Consider the following 17,386-nt stretch of genomic DNA (forward strand, 5'->3'; position numbering starts at 1 on the left):
CGTGGGCCTTGAAACTGGACAGCGAAGCCGGAACCGCCCGGCCTCTCATGGGATGCGGGCTGTTACGCCTGCCAACGGTTGGTGTCAACACCGTCTGTGAAAAACGCTGTAATTCAGCATGATAACAATGCGGTATATAGTTACCGCATATTTTGAGCGGATGCAGCACACGCTCCGCACGCACTGTCATGCGCCTGCCAAATCACCTATAGATTATGGACACTCCGGTCTCACCCCGGCCCATTTTTCTGGAGATATGAGATGCCACTTTCCCGCCGCCGGTTTCTGGGCACCGCCGCTGCCACGGCAACGGCCTTTGCCGGGCTTGCCGCGCTGACGGGCTGCAACGGGGCTGCGCCGCGCAATTATCTCAATCAGGTGCGCGGCTACGGTCCGCTCCGCCGCGACGGGCGCGGACTGTTCGATCTGCCTGCCGGCTTCTCCTACACAAGCTTTTCCGAAACCGGACAGGAGATGAGCGACGGCCTTCTGGTGCCCGGTGACCATGATGGCATGGCCTGCTTTCCCGGCGCCTCCGCCGATCATGTCATTCTGGTCCGCAATCACGAACTCAATCCCGGCGAAACGGAGAAATCCCCGTTCGGGCAGGATCATGGCCTGCTGGACCGTATCGATCCCTCCTACCTTTATGACACCCTGCCCGGCGGCGAGCCGCATCTGGGTGGGACCACGACAATCCATTACAATCTTCGCACACGGCGCGTGGAGCGCGAGTTCCTGTCGCTCGCCGGGACGGTCAACAACTGCGCAGGCGGGCCAACGCCGTGGGGCAGCTGGATCAGCTGCGAGGAAACCCTGATGCAGCAGGGCAGCGTGGCGCGGCTGGACCATGGCTGGAACTTTGAAGTTCCGGCGTCAGCTACCGGCCTTGTCGAGCCTATTGCGCTGCGCGGGATGGGCCGCTTCCGCCATGAAGCCGTCGCCGTCGATCCGGACACCGGCATTGCCTACCAGACTGAAGATGCCGAGCCGGGCCTCTTCACCCGCTTCATTCCCGACCGGCGGGGCGAATTCTGGCGCGGCGGAAAGCTGCAGGCTCTGGCCCTTCGCGGCCGGCCCGGCGCCGATACCCGCAACTGGGAGGACAGCGCCGATCCCATTCCCGTCGGCGAGACGCTGGATGTGGTCTGGGTGGATCTGGAAGCCATCCACAACCCGGAGAATGACCTTGCACCGCGCTCCATAGCAGCGGGAGCGGCCAACTTCACGCGCGGCGAAGGCGCCTGGTTCGGCGAAGGCGAACTCTATTTCTGCTGTACCGATGGCGGTCCGGCCCAGATCGGCCAGATCTGGCGCTACCGCCCCAGCCCCTATGAGGGGACGCCGCGCGAACGCGAGGCACCGGGCCAGCTGACCCTCTTTGTGGAATCCACCGATGCGCGCCTGCTCGAGAAGTGCGACAACATCACAATTGCGCCTTGGGGCGACCTTATAGTTGTCGAGGATGGCGACGGCGAACAATTCATCCGGGGGGTCACACCCGCCGGACAACTCTACACGATCGGCCGCAACGCGGCTCCTGATGCAGATGGCGAATACAGCGAGATAACAGGCCCATGTTTTTCACCGGACGGAACGACGCTTTTCTTCAACGTGCAGAAGGGGCCGGGGCGCACCTTCGCCGTACGCGGCCCCTGGGAGCGGCGCTCGCTAGCCTCTGTCTAGCGGCTACCCTAAGCGCTTGCGAAGAGCCACCGGCCACCGAAGACCGCGAGCGCGCCGGGACGACAGCCAATATCCGCGCGGTTCCGGTCACGGGGATGACGCAGGAGGCCAGCGCCGCCGATCACATCGCGCTGCTGCCCAATGGAGAGGCGCGCGATGCGGGCCTTATCATCGCGGCCGTGCGCGGTGGCGGGTTCGACGCCTTCAACGATTTTGGCGAGCGCGTCTTCCAGACGGCTGGCCCGGCCCTGACCAGCCTGGCCGCCGTACCGGCGTTTGACATGCGCGGAACCACGCTCTCACTGCTGTTTGGCAGCGATGCCGACCGGCTGGTGCGCGGCTTCATCGTTCTGCCGGGCATGCAGGCCGTCGAGCCCCTGCCTCTGGACGTTGCCAGTGTCAGCGATCCGGTCGAGGGGGTCTGCCTCTACCGGCGCGGGACCGGGTTTGTCGAACTTGCCCTTTTGCACGCCAACCGGCGCGCCACCGTATGGCGGATGATGGATACGGGCGGAGAACGCCTGACGCTCAACCGCACCGCCGAAATCGCCCTGCCCTTCACCGCAGAGCGCTGCGCAGGCGTAGATGGCGACATCATCATCGGCAGCTCAACCGGTGGTCTGGCCCGCATTGACTCCGCAGGTTCGGTACGCGCCGATGCCGATGGCCTATCGGTACTGCACTTTGCCTATACCGAGCTTTATGGCCGCCCTGTCGTACTGGTTCCGCTGGCCGCAGAAGGCGTGGTCGGCGTGTTTGACGCGCGCACGCTGGAAGAGATTTCCGCCATTGAAGTGCGCAGCGAAATGTCGATTGCCGGGCTGCAGCGCCCCGGGGCCATCACGGTCACCGACCTGCCCTTCAGCGGCATGGGCTTCTCCACCGGCCTTGCCGCCATTCACGATGGCGAAGATGGCCGGATCAAGCTGGTGACGCGCGACGTGCTGGGCCGGGCTGTTACCGCGCCGGAATAGTTCGCGCCAAAGCGGCGACTTCATTCTGCTTGCGGAAGACGCGCGCCCGCGCCATCGTTCCCGTCAGGGTCCGGCTAATCGCTGGCATCTGTTCAGGGGGCGGCGATGTATGTTCCAAAATGGCTTATTGGCGTAGTAGCCGTGATCTTTATCGGGTTTGCCGTCTGGACGAGCTTGCTGCTCACCGGACGCAATCCCCTGCCCTTTCCTGATTTCGGCTCGCGCATCTATTCGGCCTCATCACCGGAGGCCAAGGAAGTGGTGGTGGAGATTCTGCGCCGCCACGGCGTCTATGAGCGGTTTCAGGTCAATACAGATGGCGTGCTCCGTTCCATCATGATGGACGGCACCATCATCAACCACCCGACCCCGGAAGTTTTCGAACGCGTCGGGTCAGCGGCTGCCTGCATCGGGCTTGTCAGCAATGATCCTGAAACCAGCGCGGCTGAAGCTGCCGCCCTGCTGCGCGATGCGGGCTTTTCCGGCGAGGTTCTGCTGGATGCCGAGCCCGGCCTGCCAATCGCCTTCGTGCTTACGGATGCGTTGAACGGCTCCTGCCTGAACTTCAGGCCTCACATCACACAGATGCCGTCGCCTTAGCAGGCGTTACGCCCTGCGTTCGCGCCGTCAGCCAGGCCGTGAAGCCCGCCATCAGGAAGAGCGCAATCGCGCCGCCCTGATGGGCAAGCGACAAATTCAGCGGCGAGGCCGAAACCAGCGTCCAGATGCCCAACGCCACCTGCCCGGCGATCAGGACCGGCAGGACGGTTCCTGCCCGGCGTAGATCCTCCGCGCCTGTACGCCACAGCCGGAAGGCCAGCACGCCCCCCAGAATGGCCAGCGCATATCCCACCCAGCGATGCTGGAACTGCACCGCTGGCAGGCTTTCAAACACGGCGCGCCAGACGGGCAGGCCTGAGAGATACCCCTCCGGCACCAGCTGCCCCTCAAAGCCCGGCCAGGTGGTGAAGATGCGCCCTGCCCCGGTACCCGCCACCAGCGCGCCGAGCGCAATCTGGAACAGCACCGCGCCCCAGAACACGCTGGCGAGCGTGAACAGCTTCCCGCGCTGAAGGATGGGCGTCTTGCCGTAGCGCAGCTCCAGCGCCGTCCACAGCGTCAGGCCCAGAATGGCGAACGCCATGATGAGGTGGGTGGCAAGCCGGTACTGGCTGACCGAGACGCGCTCTGTCAGCCCGGAGGCGACCATCCACCAGCCAATCGCGCCCTGCAGCCCGCCCAGCGCAAACAGCACCCATAGCCGCGTCTGCAGACGCTGCGGCACACGCCGGGTGAACAGGAAGAAGGCGAAGGGCAGCGCAAACGCAAAACCGAGGAAGCGGCCAAGCTGGCGGTGGCCCCACTCCCACCAGTAGATGAACTGGAATTCCTCCATGCTCATCCCGCGGTTCTGCAGCTGGTATTGGGGGATCTGGCGGTATTTCTCCAGCTCTTCCTGCCAGCCTGCATCCGTCATCGGCGGAATGGCCCCGGTCACGGGCCGCCATTCCGTGATGGAGAGGCCGGAACCCGTCAGCCGCGTCGCCCCGCCCACGACGATCATCGCGATGACCAGCACGGCGATGACCACCAGCCACCAGAACATGGCGCGGCTGGTACCTTCCTGGGAAAACGGACGCGGCAGAGCTGTATGGGCGGACATGGGCGGCCTCTGGTCAACAAGTGCTGGCCCGCTACTTATCGCGTTGGCGGCATCCTGCAAGCGATGCGCGCGCTTTCGCCGCGCTGCCTGCTCACAACCAAGCGCAAATCGGGGCTGGCGTCACGCGCAGCCTCAGCCTAACCTTGACGTAAACGTAAACGGGAGGAGACCTCGAATGTCCCTTGAAACATTCCGCAAAGAGACCCGCGACTGGCTGGAGGCAAACTGCCCGCCGGGCATGCGCGTGCCCGCCAAGGGCGAAGCCGATATATGCTGGGGCGGGCGCAACTGGACCTTTGCCAGCGATGACCAGCGAATCTGGCTGGAGCGCATGGCGGAGCGCGGCTGGACCGTGCCGACATGGCCCAAGGAATATGGCGGCGGCGGCCTCACGAAAGAAGAAGGCTTCGTCCTGAAGGAAGAGATGAAGGCCATGAAGGCCCGCTCTCCGCTGGACAGCTTCGGCATCTGGATGCTTGGCCCGGCTTTGCTCAAATACGGCAGCGAGGAGCAGAAGCGCGAGCACCTGCCCAAGATCGCCCGCGGCGAAATCCGCTGGTGTCAGGGCTATTCAGAGCCGGGCGCAGGCTCCGACCTGGCCAGCCTTCGCACCAAGGGCGTGCTGGACGGCGATGAATACGTCATCAACGGCCAGAAGGTGTGGACCTCCTACGCCGACAAGTCCGACTGGATTTTCGCGCTGGTACGCACCGAGGCCGATGCGCCCAAGCATTTAGGCATCTCCTTCATCCTGATCGACATGGATACGCCCGGCGTCTCCACCAAGCCGATCAAGCTGATCTCCGGCAAATCGCCCTTCTGCGAGACCTTCTTTGACGATGCGCGTGCGCCGGTGTCGAACGTCGTCGGCAAGCCGGGTCAAGGCTGGGACATCGCCAAATACCTGTTGAGCCACGAGCGCGCGGGTATCGTGTCTGACGCCGTCTCCGGCGGTCTCAATCCGGTGGGCGCGGCCCATCTGGCGGGCGAAGTCGATGAAAAGGGTAGAATCGCCGATCCGATCCTGCGCGGCGATGTCGCGCGCCTGACCATCGATGCGCTGGCGTTTGAAGCCACGCTGCGCCGCGTGAAGGATGAGGCCGACAAGGGCGAAGGCGTGGGCGCCAAGGCCTCGATCCTGAAATATGTCGGTACCGAGCTGAACAAGCGCCGCCATGAGCTGAACATGTCCGCGCTCGGCTCTGATGGCCTCTTGTGGGAAGGCGAGAAGGAAGAGGATGGCGAGGCCGCCCGTTCCTGGCTGCGCAGCCGCGCCAACTCCATCGAGGGCGGCACCAGCGAGATCCAGCTCAATATCGTCGCCAAGCGCGTGCTTGAGCTCCCCGGCACCTGATTTTCATAAGGCATTGAACCCATGAGCTTTGTACTGAACGACGAAGAGCAGATGCTGCGTGACAGCGCGCGCAGCTTCCTCAGCGAAACCGCGCCCGTCACCGCCTTCCGCAAGCTGCGCGACGAGAACAACCCGGACGGCTTCTCGCGCGATCTGTGGTCATCCATGGCGGAGATGGGCTGGACCGGCATTCTGGTCGAGGAAGACCATGGCGGGGCCGATTTCGGCGTGTTCGCCGCCGGCCTCCTCCTGCAGGAGATGGGCCGCACGCTCACCCCCTCCCCGTTCCTCTCCACCGCCGTGCTGGCCGCGACGGCCTTGCGGGTAGCAGGTAGCGACGCACAGAAAGCCAAATGGCTCCCGAAAATCGTCTCCGGTGAAACCGTGATCGGCTTCGCCGTGGACGAGCGCGCCCGTCACAATCCCGATTCCATCAACACGACCGCGAAAAAGCAGGGCAATGGGCTGGTGCTGAACGGCACCAAGCGCTTTGTCGCCAATGGCGCGGCGGCTGATGCCGTCATCGTCGTGGCCCGCAATGAGGATGGCGCGCCCTGCCTCGTGCTCGTCGACTGCAATCAGAAGGGCGTGACCCGTAAGGCCCGCCGCACGGTCGACAGCCATCTGCCCGCCGACTTCACCTTCGAGGACGTCGCGCTCGACGGTGATGCCCTTCTGGACGGCGCGGACAACACCGAAGGCGCGCTGAAACATATTCTCGATGTGGGCCGGGCCTGCGTCGCGGCGGAAAGCCTTGGCGTTGCCGAGCAGGCCTTCGATGTGACCATTGATTACATCAAGGAACGCGAGCAGTTCGGCGTGCCGATCGCCAGCTTCCAGGGCTTGCAGCACCGCGCCGCGCACTTGCTGTCTGAAATCGAGATGGCCCGCTCCATCGTCATGAAGGCGCTGCGCACGCTCGATGAAACGCCCTCGCAGGCACCGATCTGGGCGGCAGCGGCCAAGGCCAAGGCGACCGCCGTATCGCGGCTTGCCACGTCTGAAGGCATCCAGATGTTCGGCGGTGTCGGCATGACCGACGAGTACGATATCGGCCTCTACTACAAGCGCGCGCAGGCCGCCGGCGAGTTCCTTGGCGATGATGCCTGGGGCGCAGGCCAGGTGGCGAAACTTTCCGGGTATTAGATAGTCAGGGGTATTAGATAGACGGCCCCTCCTCCTCTTCGTCATTCCAGAAAGCGCGTCAGCGCTTATCTGGAACCCAGTTCTTCTTAAAAAAAGGCTGGGTTCCGGCTTTCGCCGGAATGACGAGGGATGGGATCAGCGCGCGCGATCCCAGCGCCTGAAGACGCGCCACCCCGGCGCGTAGCGCCGCAAGGGCGATCCCCGGTCAAGCCAGGGACAGGCCGCCCGTCCGAGACACCCTCACCCTGAGGAGCCGCCGCAGGCGGCGTCTCGAAGGGGCGAGGCACGACGCGCGGATGCGCGGAGCATCAAGCAAAATTGCCCCTGTTCCGCCACAATCGCCCCGGACGGTGTTAACCATGGACGGGCGGGAGCAAGCTGACACCAGGGACAACCCGCATGGCACGGGCGGGGCGATGGCTCGCGCGCTGCTGATCCTGGGCATTATCCTGTTTCCGCCGGGCATCATGCTGCCCCTCTTTGAGGCGCAGAGCCTCATCGTCTTCAAGGTCAGCTATTCGATCCTCGACACGATTGCCGCCCTCATCGGCGCGCGAGAGCCGGTGCTGGCCCTGCTGATCGCCACCTTCTCGCTCGGCACGCCGCTTTTGAAGGTGTCCATGCTGATCGCCATCCACCGCTTATCCCCCTCGCGCGTCAGCCCTGTCGCCATGCGCTGGATAGAGCTGCTCGGCAAATGGTCCTTCACCGATGTGGTGGTTGTGGCGCTGGCTATCGTGATCTGGTCGAACGAGGCGCTCTCCACCGCCGCCAGCCAGCCGGGCCTGTGGTTCTTCGCCGCCAGCGCGCTCAGCCTGATGCTGGCGTCGGGCGTGATGGCGCGCGACTTACGGGAGCGGGGCGTCGGGCAAGCGGCGGGCGGCTACGAATAGTGTCTACGGGAGACTTTTATGGATGAGACGACCGACCGCGCCAGAACAATTGCCTGGTTCCACCAACAATGCATAGAGTTATGGCCTTGGGCGATCGAGAATGACGGCCTCGTCCTGCTCAATGCCAATGCCAAGCTGGAACAAAGCCTAACTGCCAAAATGGAACGTTGGCGTGACCCACAAGCCGAGGCCGACTATGAGGAAGCGAGGCTTTCATTTGAGATCGAACGTTTTCACTTCATCAGCACGATTGGTGAGGCAGCCGTTCGCCTGAAGTGGGCGTGCTCGACCTATCCGGAACTGGAGCCCCATCTCCAGAAGGCGGCGCACCTGTTCACTGAGGGCCGCGAGCTACGCAATATGACCGTCCACGTGGATGAGTACTTTGAAGGCCGTGGCCACCAACAAAGCCGGTTCGAGCGGTCAGACGTTATTCAGGGCGTAACCGCAGACGCGAGCTCAACGGTCATAAATGAACATGGGCTGTGGCTCGGCGGTCGGTTCAATGTCCAGATCGCCATCAGCGAGGCTCGCGCGCTGCAGGTAATCTGCCAGGACCTCATCGCGGCCGGACCTCGAATTCCAAGCTAAGCCTGTGCGTCGCCACGACCAGAAGTGCAACGCTGTAAACGCTACGGCCCATGGCAGTAAACGGGCCGAATAAATAAATTAAATCAACTTTATAAAAAGCAGTATGGCGACCCCGGCAGGATTCGAACCTGCGACCATTCGCTTAGAAGGCGAGCGCTCTATCCAGCTGAGCTACGGGGTCAATCACGCCTGCCGGGCCGCCAGCAAAGCCAGGTCAGTGCGACCAGGGCTCTTTACGGTCGGCAGCAAAGTTGGACGCGTAGGATTTGATGCGCCGCGTGGTCTCGCGCGCCTCACGGATCTGGAAGGCAATGCCATAGCGCTTGGCATAGGCCACCGCCTCGTCGCGCGTATCAAAGGAGAGATGCACCTGACGGCGGGTATCGCCCGAGCCGGCCCAGCCCATCAGCGGATCGGGGCGCTTGGCCTGCGCAGGTTCAAACTCCAGCACCCAGGCCTTGGTCCGGGCGCGGCCGGACTGCATGGCATTTCGCGAAGGCTGATAGATACGTGCGAACATCCCTGCCTCTTTCCTCGCTCGTCCGGGGTGGGACCCCGGCCGTCAACAATGCTGGTCGGGGCGGCAAGATTCGAACTTGCGACCCTCTGCTCCCAAAGCAGATGCGCTACCAGGCTGCGCTACGCCCCGAATTTCGTGTGCATCGTTTAGGCAAAGCCGTGCGCACGCGCAAGGCCGGGACGCGTCCTACTCCTCAGCGGCCTCATCGTCGCCGGCATCAGAGCCTTCTGCGTCCGGCTCAATAGCGTCCTCTGCGGCGTCTTCGCCAGCATCCAATTCTTCGGCGTCCACCATCGGCTCATCGGCCACATCGGTGCCAAACAGGGCATGACGCACCAGATCGCCCGGCGCAATGCCGGTCTCGGCAGAGCGCCCGCCCGCGATCTCCAGCACGGCCAGAACCGGGAAGTCCGACGGTAAGGAGCGGCGCGAAAGCGGCTGCGCATTGGCGATGATCTTGGCAATCGTGCCGTCCTCGCGGATGAAGATAATGTCCAGCGGGATCAGCGTGTTGGCCATCCAGATGGCCACCGGCTGCACGACTTCAAAGTCAAACAGCATCGCCTCGTTCGGCTCCATGGATTCGCGGTACATCATGCCGCGCGCCCGTGAGGCCTCGGTGGCCGCGATCTCCGCGATAAACTCGACCGGGCCTTCAGCCGTCTCGATGATAACCGGGTCAGGCCCGCCATACTCCACAACCGCGTCCGGCGCGGTGGGATCGAACTGGGCATGAGCCGCAGCGAACAGGACAAGCGCCAGGAACGGCGCGGCGGAGAGGATGAAGCGTTGTATTGTCATGGTCCGCACGCTAGCCAAGCGGCGCGCGGCGCGCAATCGCTCATGCAGGCTGGCCTGAGCTTATTGTGCAGTGCAAAATGCGTCTTGCCTCACGCGCTCAAGCCGCTATCACACCGGCAAAACCAGCCCGCCCCGCATGGGCAACACGAAACCGGAAGGCCCTCATCATGCGTATCGACAAGATTTCCCCCGGCGCCAACCCTCCTGAGGACATCAATGTCATCATCGAGGTGCCGGTAGGCGGCGAGCCGGTGAAGTACGAGATGGACAAGGCCTCCGGCACCGTCTTCGTCGACCGCTTCCTGCACACGCCCATGCGCTATCCGTGCAATTACGGCTTCATGCCGCACACCCTGTCCGAAGATGGCGACCCGATCGACGTCATGGTGCTGGGCCAGACGACGCTGGTGCCGGGCTGTGTGGTACGCGCGCGCCCCATCGGCGTGCTGATGATGGAAGACGAGAGCGGCATGGACGAGAAAATCCTCGCCTGCCCGCACCCCAAGCTGACCCCGCTCTATGACGACATTGTGGAATACACCGATGTCACCAAGGCGCAGATCATGCGCATCACCCACTTCTTCGAGCACTACAAGGATCTCGAACCCAATAAATGGGTCAAAATCCAGGGCTGGGCCGGCAAGGCGCGCGCGCAGGAACTCATCATGGACTCGCTTGAGCGGGTAAAGGGCTGACAAAGCGGTTTGCGGGCCTTGCGGCCTGTGCTGGTATCTCACTCCATAAGAAGTGAGACAGCGATGAAAAAGACCGAATTTGTCAGTGAAACTCAGCCCGGCGACCCGGTAGAGGCGTATGTGAACCCCGATTTCATGGGGTCACCCGATGCGCGCCCCTTGCGCATTCTGGCGGAATATCTCTATCCGAAGAAGCAGTTCGAGACCCACAAGGTCGACGACACGATCCTCTTCTTCGGCTCTGCACGCATCCCCAGCAGGCAGGACGCGCAGGCCGCCCTTGAAACCGCGCGCAAGACCAGCGCAAACCTCAAGGCCGCCGAGCGCGCCGTCTTCATGTCGCAATATTATGAGGCCACGCGGGAGCTGGCGCGACGGCTGACGGAGTGGTCACTTAATCTGGATGATTGCCAGCAACGCCGCTTCGTCATCTGCACGGGCGCTGGCCCCGGCATCATGGAAGCGGCCAATCGCGGCGCGAGCGAAGCGGGCGGTGAAACCATCGGGCTCGGCATAACCCTGCCCAAGGAAGAAACCAATAACCCTTACGTGACGCCGGACCTCAATTTCGAGTTCCACTACTTCTTCACGCGCAAATTCTGGTTCCTCTACCCGGCCAAGGCGCTGGTGCTGATGCCCGGCGGGTTCGGCACGCTGGACGAGCTGTTCGAGACGCTGACCCTGCTGCAGACGCGCAAGATGAAGAAACGCCTGCCCGTGGTGCTGTTCGGCTCTGAATACTGGGACAAGGTGCTCAATCTGCAGGCTCTGGCCGATTTCGGCTCGATCAACCAGGAAGACCTCGATCTCGTCTACCGCACCGACAGCGTGGACGATGCTTTCACCTATATCGTCGATGAACTTTGCAAATACGCCCTGCCCAATCCCGGCAAGGGAATGTAGGGCTGCGGACGCAATGGCTGACAACGAGGTCCAGACCGCATCTGCACCGGGGGAGGCCTGCCGGAATTGCGGCGCGCCTCTCTCGGCGCGGTACTGCGGTGTGTGCGGGCAACGCGCGCTGGACCCTGATGAACGGCGCTTCGGACATCTCCTGCGTGATGCATTTGGAGTTCTGACCAATCTGGACGGAAGGGCGTGGCGGACCTTCATCGCGCTTCTCTTCCGTCCCGGTCAGCTGAGCCGGGATTATATCGCAGGGCGCCGGATATTCTGGCTTTCCCCGATTGCTGTCTTCCTGCTGGCAAACCTGCTGTTCTTCCTCTCCCCGCCGATTAGCGACTTCACGCTTCAGTTCGAGGATCAGGTCACAGGCGAAGTCATACTGATGGCGAACGAGGGCCAGACGGTGTCACCGCAGCTGGAGGCCCTGCTGAGAGACTGGCGCGGACCGGTTTACAGTCCTCTTACCTCCGGCCTCGTCAAAGGCAGGGTGGAAGCGCGTGACGCTGCCGCGCGGGCAGAAAACCCGCCCACCGGCAGCTATTCCGTCTCCAGCTACCGTGATGCCTACAACGCCGTCAGCAGCGAGACCGGCAAACTGCTGATCGGCCTGCATATACCGTTCATGGCACTGGCTCTTGCAGCTCTGTTCCCTGCCCGCCGCCTGCTCTTTACAGACCATTTCGTCGCCGCCCTGCACATGTTCAGCTTCTTTATCATCGCGCAGCAGCTATTGATGCTGCCGTTGCGGATCGCAAGCGGGCTGACCGATGCAAGCTGGGTGTCAGCAGGCTTCAGCTATCTGGTCCTGACCGGATTGCTGGTGTTCGCCGCATACATGGTCATTGCCATACGGGCGATTTACGCGGCGGCGTGGTGGCGAACCGCGCTGTCGTCGGTAGCACTGCTCGCGGCGCTGCTGGCAACTCACCTGCTCATCTACCGGCCTGTCCAGTTCCTCGTCATTCATGCGCTGATCTGATCAACGAAAAAGCCCGGCGGTTTCCCGCCGGGCTTTCCATAGTCCGCGATGTCTGCCGCCTACTGGCTGTAGAGTTCGGAAATGTGGAGCTGGGCGTTGGCATTGCTGTTAGAGCCCCAGGTGCCCACCCAGATGTCATACTGGCCGGACATCGGGCTGTTCCAGCGCAGTGACGGGTTCAGCCCCTGACCACCATCATCATTGCAGTACCACCGGCCATCCGGACCGTTGATGACCAGCGTGGTGTCCGAACCTGAATTGACCGAGATGATCAGGGGCAGGCTGCCGGCCTGAAAGTGCAGCCGGACGTCGGGCGCGTTGGCGACATACCCTACGCAGCTGCCACCCAGCGTCTGGGCCGCATTGATGTTACCGCCAGACTGCAGGTTGATGACATAAGGATCCGGCGCGAATCCCCCGCTAAGCGAGACGGTGCCATAGATCGGGTTCAGGCGAAAATCCTGCGCCATCCCGGCAGCGGCCAGCATGGCAACGCCGATGGCGGCGGTTGCGGCAGTACGAAGCATGGTCGTGATCTCCAGATGCGACCGGCTCGGCTCCCCGCCCCGGTCATTAAGCGTCCCTCTTGCAAAAAAGACGCTATAACGCAGCCTTGACGGGGTAAAGGACAAACACGCCGATACTTCGGTTTTCCACAAAACTGACAGCAAAGATCAGGCAGATACTGCCCGCATGGTCACGATGTCAGTTCAGCCATGTGCCGCCAGGAAAGCAGATCACCCGGCATTTGCCGTGCAGTCCATTGATAGGGCGTTTGCGTCCAAGGCAGGATGTAGGGCGTCATATTGTCCAGCACGTAATCGCCCTGATCAGTGCTCACGACCAGTACCGCGTGGCGCCCTGTAGCCAGCGAATAGCCGACCGCCAGGAACAGAGCACGTTCTGGTATGCCTGCCGCAATGAGGGCCTGGCGCTTCTCCAGAGCATAGTCTTCGCAATCACCTTCAGCAGTGCCCTCGAGCGTCAGCGGCAGGGTCCAGTATTCACTCACACCATAGACATCCTGATCGTCGCGGGGGCGTATCTGCATGTTGATGGACTGGTTGACCCGGTTCAGCAGCGCAAACAATTCCGGCGCCGCGACAAGACGGTCATCGCCATTCAGAACGGCGCCCTCTCCTTCAGCAGGCTCAGCCAACTGCTCTGCCTGCTTCTGGGTCACAGTGCCAGCATCAGGCTGGTCTGCGGGCGCATCACCGCGTTCCCCGGCACGGGTATCGCTGGCGCTCTCCAGCAAGTCCGCATCAGGGGCCAGGCGGTATGCCTTCGCCCCGTCTGCGCTCTCACGCAAAGCTGGCAATGTGGCGCCGGTAGCTTCCGCCAGAGGAATGTCTGCACTGGCCAGCACAATCGCCGCTCCGGCATCGGCTTGTGCGCCCGCAGCAGAACCGCAGATCTCCGGCGCACGCCGGCACATGTCAATCAGACCCGCCGGCGGCATGGCCACACCGGCAACCGGCATGTGTGACGAGGCGGGGGGCGTTGTTGCACATGCCGTTACCGCCAGCCCCGCAAGGCATGAAAGAGCGAGGCCGCGCATCATGCGCGCCAGCGCCTCGGGACCGAACCCATTCATGACCACCCCTCCGTCTTGTTATCGGAGAGCGATCTTGAATAATGGGATTTAAGGCTACGCTATTTATTATAGTTAAGATTACATTTATTGTATTGATTTTTATAGTTAAGTGAAATTAACCATAACAATTTGCTTATAAATATAATGCCATTTAAGTTCTGTTTACTGTGACTACAGCGCCGTTCCGCCCTAGCCCGTTCGCGCCAGCACAGCCTCGATCTCCTCACGGACATTGTCCGGCACTTCGTTCGCAAACTGCTGCAGCCAGCGCCGGTCCATGACGGCCTGGCCACCCAGCTGCAAGCGGACACTGGTGCGGTTGAGATCATCAAGCTGCTCCCACGCCGCAGCCGCAATCTGCAAGCGCCAGCGGAGAATTTCACGGTCACCGTACAGGTTCAGATAGAAGCTCCGGGCGAGCGCCGCCTGCCCTGCCGCCGTCAATCGGCCATTGCGCGCCAGATCGATATAGACAAGGCGGTTCCACGCGGTGACCAGCCGGGGCTCGCGTTCAATGGCCGCCAGTGTCGCGCGGTGGGCAAAGTCCAGATTGCCAGTGTCCGCCTCGATCGCCCGCGCTGCGTAGGCGTCGGCCAGGTAGGCTGAAGGCGGCAGGCCGGGCCCCTGGGCGATGGCGTCCAGCGCGCCGGGCGTCAACTGATGAGCCAGATTGGCACCGACGCGCATCTGGCCTTGCCAGCCAGCCAACAAGCCCGCCGCCAGCGCCAACACGACGAAGCCGGAGCGCGATGCAAGCGCCAGCCGGCGGCCGAGTGCGCTGTCCTGCTGGCGCTGGCGTTTCTGCCCGTTGCGCCCTGCGGCCGCGATCCCCGCGCCCAGCCCCAGTATCCAGGCCCACCACCACATCACACCAGGCACTTCAAGCGCGAAATCCGTCAGCCCGTGCAGGACGACGAACGCACTGATGCACAGCACGGCCCGTAAATAGCCCCGGTGGCGCCGGCGCACCTTCAGCCCCTGCATCACCTGCCAGATCAGAAGCCCGGTAACACTCCACATGGCCAGTGCGCCCGTCCATCCGGCCTGCAGCAGCCATTGCAGGAAGACGTTATGGGCAGCATTTGTGTTGCCCAGAGAGCGGACGGTCTGGCTGGTGATAATGAGATCATTGGTGAAGACAAAGCTGCCCAGCCCGTGGCCCGTCACGGGTGCGAGTGCCACCGCGTTCCAGTAAGCGGCGAACATTTCCGCACGCAGAGCGTCGTGCAGCCCCCTCTCGTAACGCGTTGCCGCCAGCTCACCTGACACCGTCCAGACAAGCCCGCCTATGACGAGAACGCCGACAAAACCGGCAATGCCAAGACCAAGGCTGCGCTGGCTGACGCCGCCATCACGCGTCCACGCCAGCACCTGCCAGCCCGAGAGCGCTGTGGCAGCCAGCCCCGCAAAGGCAATACCTGCCCGTGACGCCGTCAGCACCAGACAGGTTGCTAAGATCAGCACGCAGATCAGGGCTAGCGCCAGCGGCAGCGCCCTGTCTGCAAACGCCCGTCCGCCGCGCAGCCCCTTGCGGATCTGTCCCAGCAACTCGGCAAGCCCCATCAGGGCGATGATGCCAAAAAACGTGGCGGCCGTGTTTGCCGACAGAAAGCCTGCGCTCAACCGCGCAACCGGCGGTGTGCGTGGCGCCATGGTGAACTCGACAAAGGCCCACACGGCGATAAGCGTGCCGGCCGCCAGCGTGGCGCGCCAAAGCACGCTTGCAGTATCGCGCTGGCGCGCACTGCCATAGCCCATCAGCCAGACCGCGCCGCCCGCCGCCAACGCCGCGAACTCTGGCGCGGCGGTGTCCATCCACCCCATCATCACATGCTGGACGCCAAACGCGGCCAGCAGGAGGGCAACGCCCCACACCGCAGGCATGGGCCGGAAAGACGCGCCAAAGCCCACCGATACCGCAGCGGTCAGGATGAGGACGCAGGAAAAAATCGCTTTCGCCGCCGGGATGTCAGCCCCGAAATAGACCGAGGCCGCGCCAAGTATCAGCAGGCAGAATCCGGCAGGAAACGCCAACCGCGCGTATTGGCTCAGCTGGTCCGGCATCATGGCTTCCCGGCCCGGCGCGGACCGGCCTTAGAAGAACCGCTCGCCGATGCGTATCGTGTCGCCCGGCTGGACCGGCGTGTTCACCGTCAGCGGGTACTGGACTTCGCGGTCAGACCCTGCGCGCTTGATGAACACCACGCGGGTATTGGCCCTGTAGGAAAAGCCACCCGCCGTGGCAACCGCATTGACGACCGTCAGGCCGGACGTGAAGGGATATTCGCCCGGCTCGCGGACTTCGCCCATGATGTAGAACGGGCGGAAATTCATGACCTCGGCGCTGACGCGCGGATCGTTCAGATAGCCCTCGCGCAAGGCGGCTTCCACCGCGCGCTGGAACTCGCGCAAGGACAGGCCGCCCGCGCGCACCTCCCCGATCAGGGGCAGCGAGACAGCGCCGCTGCCATCCACCGTATATTCGCCCGACAGGGTGTCCTCGCCAAAGACGATCACGCGGAGCCGGTCGCCCGAACCGAGCCGGTACTCGACCAGTTCGCGCTGCTCCTGGGAGGGGTCAGCCAGCATGACATCCGAACCGGCCACGCCAGCCGAGCCGGTGGACACGCCCGACGTCGCGCACGCCACATTGGAAAACGCAAGAACGAGCACAAGCAACAGGCGGTACATCAGGCATCCCCTCGATATGCCGGCGCTTGCAGCACGGGCGTCTCGCGCACCATGCCAACGTCCGGCCTGCTGATTTAGCGTTCCCCGCGGCGTGATTGCAAGAAAGTTACGTCATCGCCTTCCAGCCGGACGGCGGTCAGCACCCCTGTCAGATAGGCGCCGGTATCGATGCCGATGCGCCGCTCATCCTGATGATGGCCCTGTTCAGGCGTGTGCCCGTGTACAACGACATACTCGAACCGGCGCGTCGAATGCAAGAATTTCTCCCGGATCCAGTAGAAGTCGTGCTCGTTCTGCTCTGCCAGCGGCTTGGCAGGGTCCACCCCGGCATGGACGAACATGTAGGGGCCCTCGACCACGAACGGCTCAAGCCCCTCCAGAAAGGCGCGGTGATGGGCAGGCAACGCCCCGGTCAGCGCCGCGTGCGCATCCTGCCAGGCCTGCGGGCCAGCCTGCGCGGCAGGCGGCTTCACGCCATAGCCCGCCAGCGTCTCCCCGCCGCCATACTGCACCCAGAGCGCCCCCGCCGCCGGATCGGCCAGAAAGTCCAGCATGGCCTCCTCGTGATTGCCCTTCAGGAAGCGCACGTCAAACGGCAAGTCTGACAGGGTCGACAGCCGTTCGATCACCCGCGCAGAGCCGAGCCCCCGGTCTATATAATCGCCCAGCATGATGAGGGTGCAGCGCGTACCCGCCGGCGCCGCCAGCGCGTCATCGCGCAGACGCGCCAGCATCAGGCCCAGAAGATCGTCCTGCCCATGCACATCACCGACGGCATAGAGCCGTACACCCGGCGCGAGACCGGATCTGGCCGTAGCGCGCGCACGCGGCGCGAAGAGGGATTTCAGCCGTTCAAACATGGTATGATGTATAGGCTGCACACCCTGCCG

At 63.2% G+C, this 17,386-nt stretch carries 18 protein-coding genes and 2 tRNA genes; 10 read left to right on the top strand and 10 right to left on the bottom strand.

Features of this window, described 5'->3' with window-relative positions; translation table 11 throughout:
• Positions 1 to 261: 261 nt before the first annotated feature.
• The 3 genes from X907_RS08985 to X907_RS08995 all read left to right on the top strand — a co-directional run bounded on the left by X907_RS08985 (position 262) and on the right by X907_RS08995 (position 3,260).
• Positions 262 to 1,686, top strand: a complete 1,425-nt coding sequence (locus X907_RS08985) for an alkaline phosphatase PhoX (protein WP_127567223.1) — start codon at positions 262 to 264, stop codon at positions 1,684 to 1,686.
• Between the two features lie 95 nt (positions 1,687 to 1,781).
• The gene (locus X907_RS08990; protein ID WP_127567225.1) at positions 1,782 to 2,660 is read left to right on the top strand and encodes a hypothetical protein; all 879 of its coding nucleotides are present in this window, start codon (positions 1,782 to 1,784) and stop codon (positions 2,658 to 2,660) included.
• A 105-nt stretch (positions 2,661 to 2,765) separates the two neighbouring features.
• Positions 2,766 to 3,260 carry a hypothetical protein gene (locus X907_RS08995; RefSeq protein ID WP_127567227.1) on the top strand — a complete coding sequence of 165 codons (495 nt, stop codon included), beginning with the start codon at positions 2,766 to 2,768 and terminating at the stop codon, positions 3,258 to 3,260.
• Here the strand turns inward: X907_RS08995 and X907_RS09000 are convergent.
• Positions 3,238 to 4,323 (bottom strand): COX15/CtaA family protein, encoded by a 1,086-nt coding sequence (locus X907_RS09000; RefSeq protein WP_127567229.1) that lies wholly within the window; start codon positions 4,321 to 4,323, stop codon positions 3,238 to 3,240. The two genes, X907_RS08995 and X907_RS09000, sit on opposite strands and share 23 nt — an antisense overlap.
• 175 nt (positions 4,324 to 4,498) lie before the next feature.
• On the opposite strand from X907_RS09000, the gene X907_RS09005 reads away from it, so the two are divergent.
• From X907_RS09005 to X907_RS09020, 4 genes are all read left to right on the top strand, one after another.
• On the top strand, positions 4,499 to 5,677 hold the full coding sequence (locus X907_RS09005) for an acyl-CoA dehydrogenase family protein (protein ID WP_127567231.1): 1,179 nt from the start codon (positions 4,499 to 4,501) through the stop codon (positions 5,675 to 5,677).
• 21 nt (positions 5,678 to 5,698) lie between these two features.
• Positions 5,699 to 6,823 (top strand): acyl-CoA dehydrogenase family protein, encoded by a 1,125-nt coding sequence (locus X907_RS09010; RefSeq protein WP_127567233.1) that lies wholly within the window; start codon positions 5,699 to 5,701, stop codon positions 6,821 to 6,823.
• A gap of 416 nt (positions 6,824 to 7,239) precedes the next feature.
• Positions 7,240 to 7,716, top strand: coding sequence for a paraquat-inducible protein A (locus tag X907_RS09015; protein WP_170175510.1), 477 nt, complete (start codon positions 7,240 to 7,242; stop codon positions 7,714 to 7,716).
• 18 nt (positions 7,717 to 7,734) lie between these two features.
• Positions 7,735 to 8,307, top strand: a complete 573-nt coding sequence (locus tag X907_RS09020; protein WP_127567237.1) for a hypothetical protein — start codon at positions 7,735 to 7,737, stop codon at positions 8,305 to 8,307.
• 104 nt (positions 8,308 to 8,411) lie between these two features.
• Here the strand turns inward: X907_RS09020 and X907_RS09025 are convergent.
• The 4 genes from X907_RS09025 to X907_RS09040 form a co-directional block, all read right to left on the bottom strand.
• A tRNA-Arg gene (locus X907_RS09025) sits at positions 8,412 to 8,488 on the bottom strand.
• A gap of 33 nt (positions 8,489 to 8,521) precedes the next feature.
• Positions 8,522 to 8,827 (bottom strand): ETC complex I subunit, encoded by a 306-nt coding sequence (locus X907_RS09030; RefSeq protein ID WP_127567239.1) that lies wholly within the window; start codon positions 8,825 to 8,827, stop codon positions 8,522 to 8,524.
• A 52-nt stretch (positions 8,828 to 8,879) separates the two neighbouring features.
• Positions 8,880 to 8,956, bottom strand: a tRNA-Pro gene (locus tag X907_RS09035).
• 57 nt (positions 8,957 to 9,013) lie between these two features.
• A complete protein-coding gene (locus tag X907_RS09040) occupies positions 9,014 to 9,628 on the bottom strand; it encodes a DUF192 domain-containing protein (RefSeq protein WP_127567241.1) in 615 nt (204 codons plus the stop codon).
• A gap of 167 nt (positions 9,629 to 9,795) precedes the next feature.
• Here X907_RS09040 and ppa point away from each other — a divergent pair, with 167 nt between their 5' ends.
• The 3 genes from ppa to X907_RS09055 all read left to right on the top strand — a co-directional run bounded on the left by ppa (position 9,796) and on the right by X907_RS09055 (position 12,208).
• A complete protein-coding gene (ppa, locus tag X907_RS09045) occupies positions 9,796 to 10,323 on the top strand; it encodes an inorganic diphosphatase (RefSeq protein ID WP_127567243.1) in 528 nt (175 codons plus the stop codon).
• Between the two features lie 63 nt (positions 10,324 to 10,386).
• Entirely contained in the window at positions 10,387 to 11,226 is an 840-nt protein-coding gene (locus tag X907_RS09050; RefSeq protein ID WP_127567245.1) for an LOG family protein, read from the top strand.
• A 13-nt stretch (positions 11,227 to 11,239) separates the two neighbouring features.
• A complete protein-coding gene (locus tag X907_RS09055) occupies positions 11,240 to 12,208 on the top strand; it encodes a DUF3667 domain-containing protein (protein ID WP_170175511.1) in 969 nt (322 codons plus the stop codon).
• A gap of 59 nt (positions 12,209 to 12,267) precedes the next feature.
• Here the strand turns inward: X907_RS09055 and X907_RS09060 are convergent, their stop codons facing one another.
• The 5 genes from X907_RS09060 to X907_RS09080 form a co-directional block, all read right to left on the bottom strand.
• Entirely contained in the window at positions 12,268 to 12,735 is a 468-nt protein-coding gene (locus tag X907_RS09060; RefSeq protein WP_127567249.1) for a peptidase S1, read from the bottom strand.
• Between the two features lie 170 nt (positions 12,736 to 12,905).
• Positions 12,906 to 13,805 carry a transglutaminase-like cysteine peptidase gene (locus X907_RS09065; protein ID WP_127567251.1) on the bottom strand — a complete coding sequence of 300 codons (900 nt, stop codon included), beginning with the start codon at positions 13,803 to 13,805 and terminating at the stop codon, positions 12,906 to 12,908.
• A gap of 189 nt (positions 13,806 to 13,994) precedes the next feature.
• Complete coding sequence (locus tag X907_RS09070; protein ID WP_127567254.1) at positions 13,995 to 15,872, bottom strand: O-antigen ligase family protein; 1,878 nt, start codon at positions 15,870 to 15,872, stop codon at positions 13,995 to 13,997.
• Positions 15,873 to 15,899: 27 nt separating this feature from the next.
• Positions 15,900 to 16,496 carry a polysaccharide biosynthesis/export family protein gene (locus tag X907_RS09075; protein ID WP_127567256.1) on the bottom strand — a complete coding sequence of 199 codons (597 nt, stop codon included), beginning with the start codon at positions 16,494 to 16,496 and terminating at the stop codon, positions 15,900 to 15,902.
• A 74-nt stretch (positions 16,497 to 16,570) separates the two neighbouring features.
• The gene (locus X907_RS09080) at positions 16,571 to 17,356 is read right to left on the bottom strand and encodes a metallophosphoesterase (RefSeq protein ID WP_127567258.1); all 786 of its coding nucleotides are present in this window, start codon (positions 17,354 to 17,356) and stop codon (positions 16,571 to 16,573) included.
• Positions 17,357 to 17,386 lie beyond the last annotated feature (30 nt).

Origin of the sequence: Glycocaulis alkaliphilus, assembly GCF_004000605.1 — a bacterium.
Lineage (GTDB): Bacteria > Pseudomonadota > Alphaproteobacteria > Caulobacterales > Maricaulaceae > Glycocaulis > Glycocaulis alkaliphilus.

Excerpts from the sequence above, each read along its gene's own strand:
- X907_RS08985 (WP_127567223.1), top strand. The coding sequence starts at position 262 with ATGCCACTTTCCCGCCGCCGGTTTCTGGGCACCGCCGCTGCCACGGCA.
- X907_RS08990 (WP_127567225.1), top strand. The coding sequence starts at position 1,782 with ATGACGCAGGAGGCCAGCGCCGCCGATCACATCGCGCTGCTGCCCAAT.
- X907_RS08995 (WP_127567227.1), top strand. The coding sequence starts at position 2,766 with ATGTATGTTCCAAAATGGCTTATTGGCGTAGTAGCCGTGATCTTTATC.
- X907_RS09000 (WP_127567229.1), bottom strand. The coding sequence starts at position 4,323 with ATGTCCGCCCATACAGCTCTGCCGCGTCCGTTTTCCCAGGAAGGTACC.
- X907_RS09005 (WP_127567231.1), top strand. The coding sequence starts at position 4,499 with ATGTCCCTTGAAACATTCCGCAAAGAGACCCGCGACTGGCTGGAGGCA.
- X907_RS09010 (WP_127567233.1), top strand. The coding sequence starts at position 5,699 with ATGAGCTTTGTACTGAACGACGAAGAGCAGATGCTGCGTGACAGCGCG.
- X907_RS09015 (WP_170175510.1), top strand. The coding sequence starts at position 7,240 with ATGGCTCGCGCGCTGCTGATCCTGGGCATTATCCTGTTTCCGCCGGGC.
- X907_RS09020 (WP_127567237.1), top strand. The coding sequence starts at position 7,735 with ATGGATGAGACGACCGACCGCGCCAGAACAATTGCCTGGTTCCACCAA.
- X907_RS09030 (WP_127567239.1), bottom strand. The coding sequence starts at position 8,827 with ATGTTCGCACGTATCTATCAGCCTTCGCGAAATGCCATGCAGTCCGGC.
- X907_RS09040 (WP_127567241.1), bottom strand. The coding sequence starts at position 9,628 with ATGACAATACAACGCTTCATCCTCTCCGCCGCGCCGTTCCTGGCGCTT.
- ppa (WP_127567243.1), top strand. The coding sequence starts at position 9,796 with ATGCGTATCGACAAGATTTCCCCCGGCGCCAACCCTCCTGAGGACATC.
- X907_RS09050 (WP_127567245.1), top strand. The coding sequence starts at position 10,387 with ATGAAAAAGACCGAATTTGTCAGTGAAACTCAGCCCGGCGACCCGGTA.
- X907_RS09055 (WP_170175511.1), top strand. The coding sequence starts at position 11,240 with ATGGCTGACAACGAGGTCCAGACCGCATCTGCACCGGGGGAGGCCTGC.
- X907_RS09060 (WP_127567249.1), bottom strand. The coding sequence starts at position 12,735 with ATGCTTCGTACTGCCGCAACCGCCGCCATCGGCGTTGCCATGCTGGCC.
- X907_RS09065 (WP_127567251.1), bottom strand. The coding sequence starts at position 13,805 with ATGAATGGGTTCGGTCCCGAGGCGCTGGCGCGCATGATGCGCGGCCTC.
- X907_RS09070 (WP_127567254.1), bottom strand. The coding sequence starts at position 15,872 with ATGATGCCGGACCAGCTGAGCCAATACGCGCGGTTGGCGTTTCCTGCC.
- X907_RS09075 (WP_127567256.1), bottom strand. The coding sequence starts at position 16,496 with ATGTACCGCCTGTTGCTTGTGCTCGTTCTTGCGTTTTCCAATGTGGCG.
- X907_RS09080 (WP_127567258.1), bottom strand. The coding sequence starts at position 17,356 with ATGTTTGAACGGCTGAAATCCCTCTTCGCGCCGCGTGCGCGCGCTACG.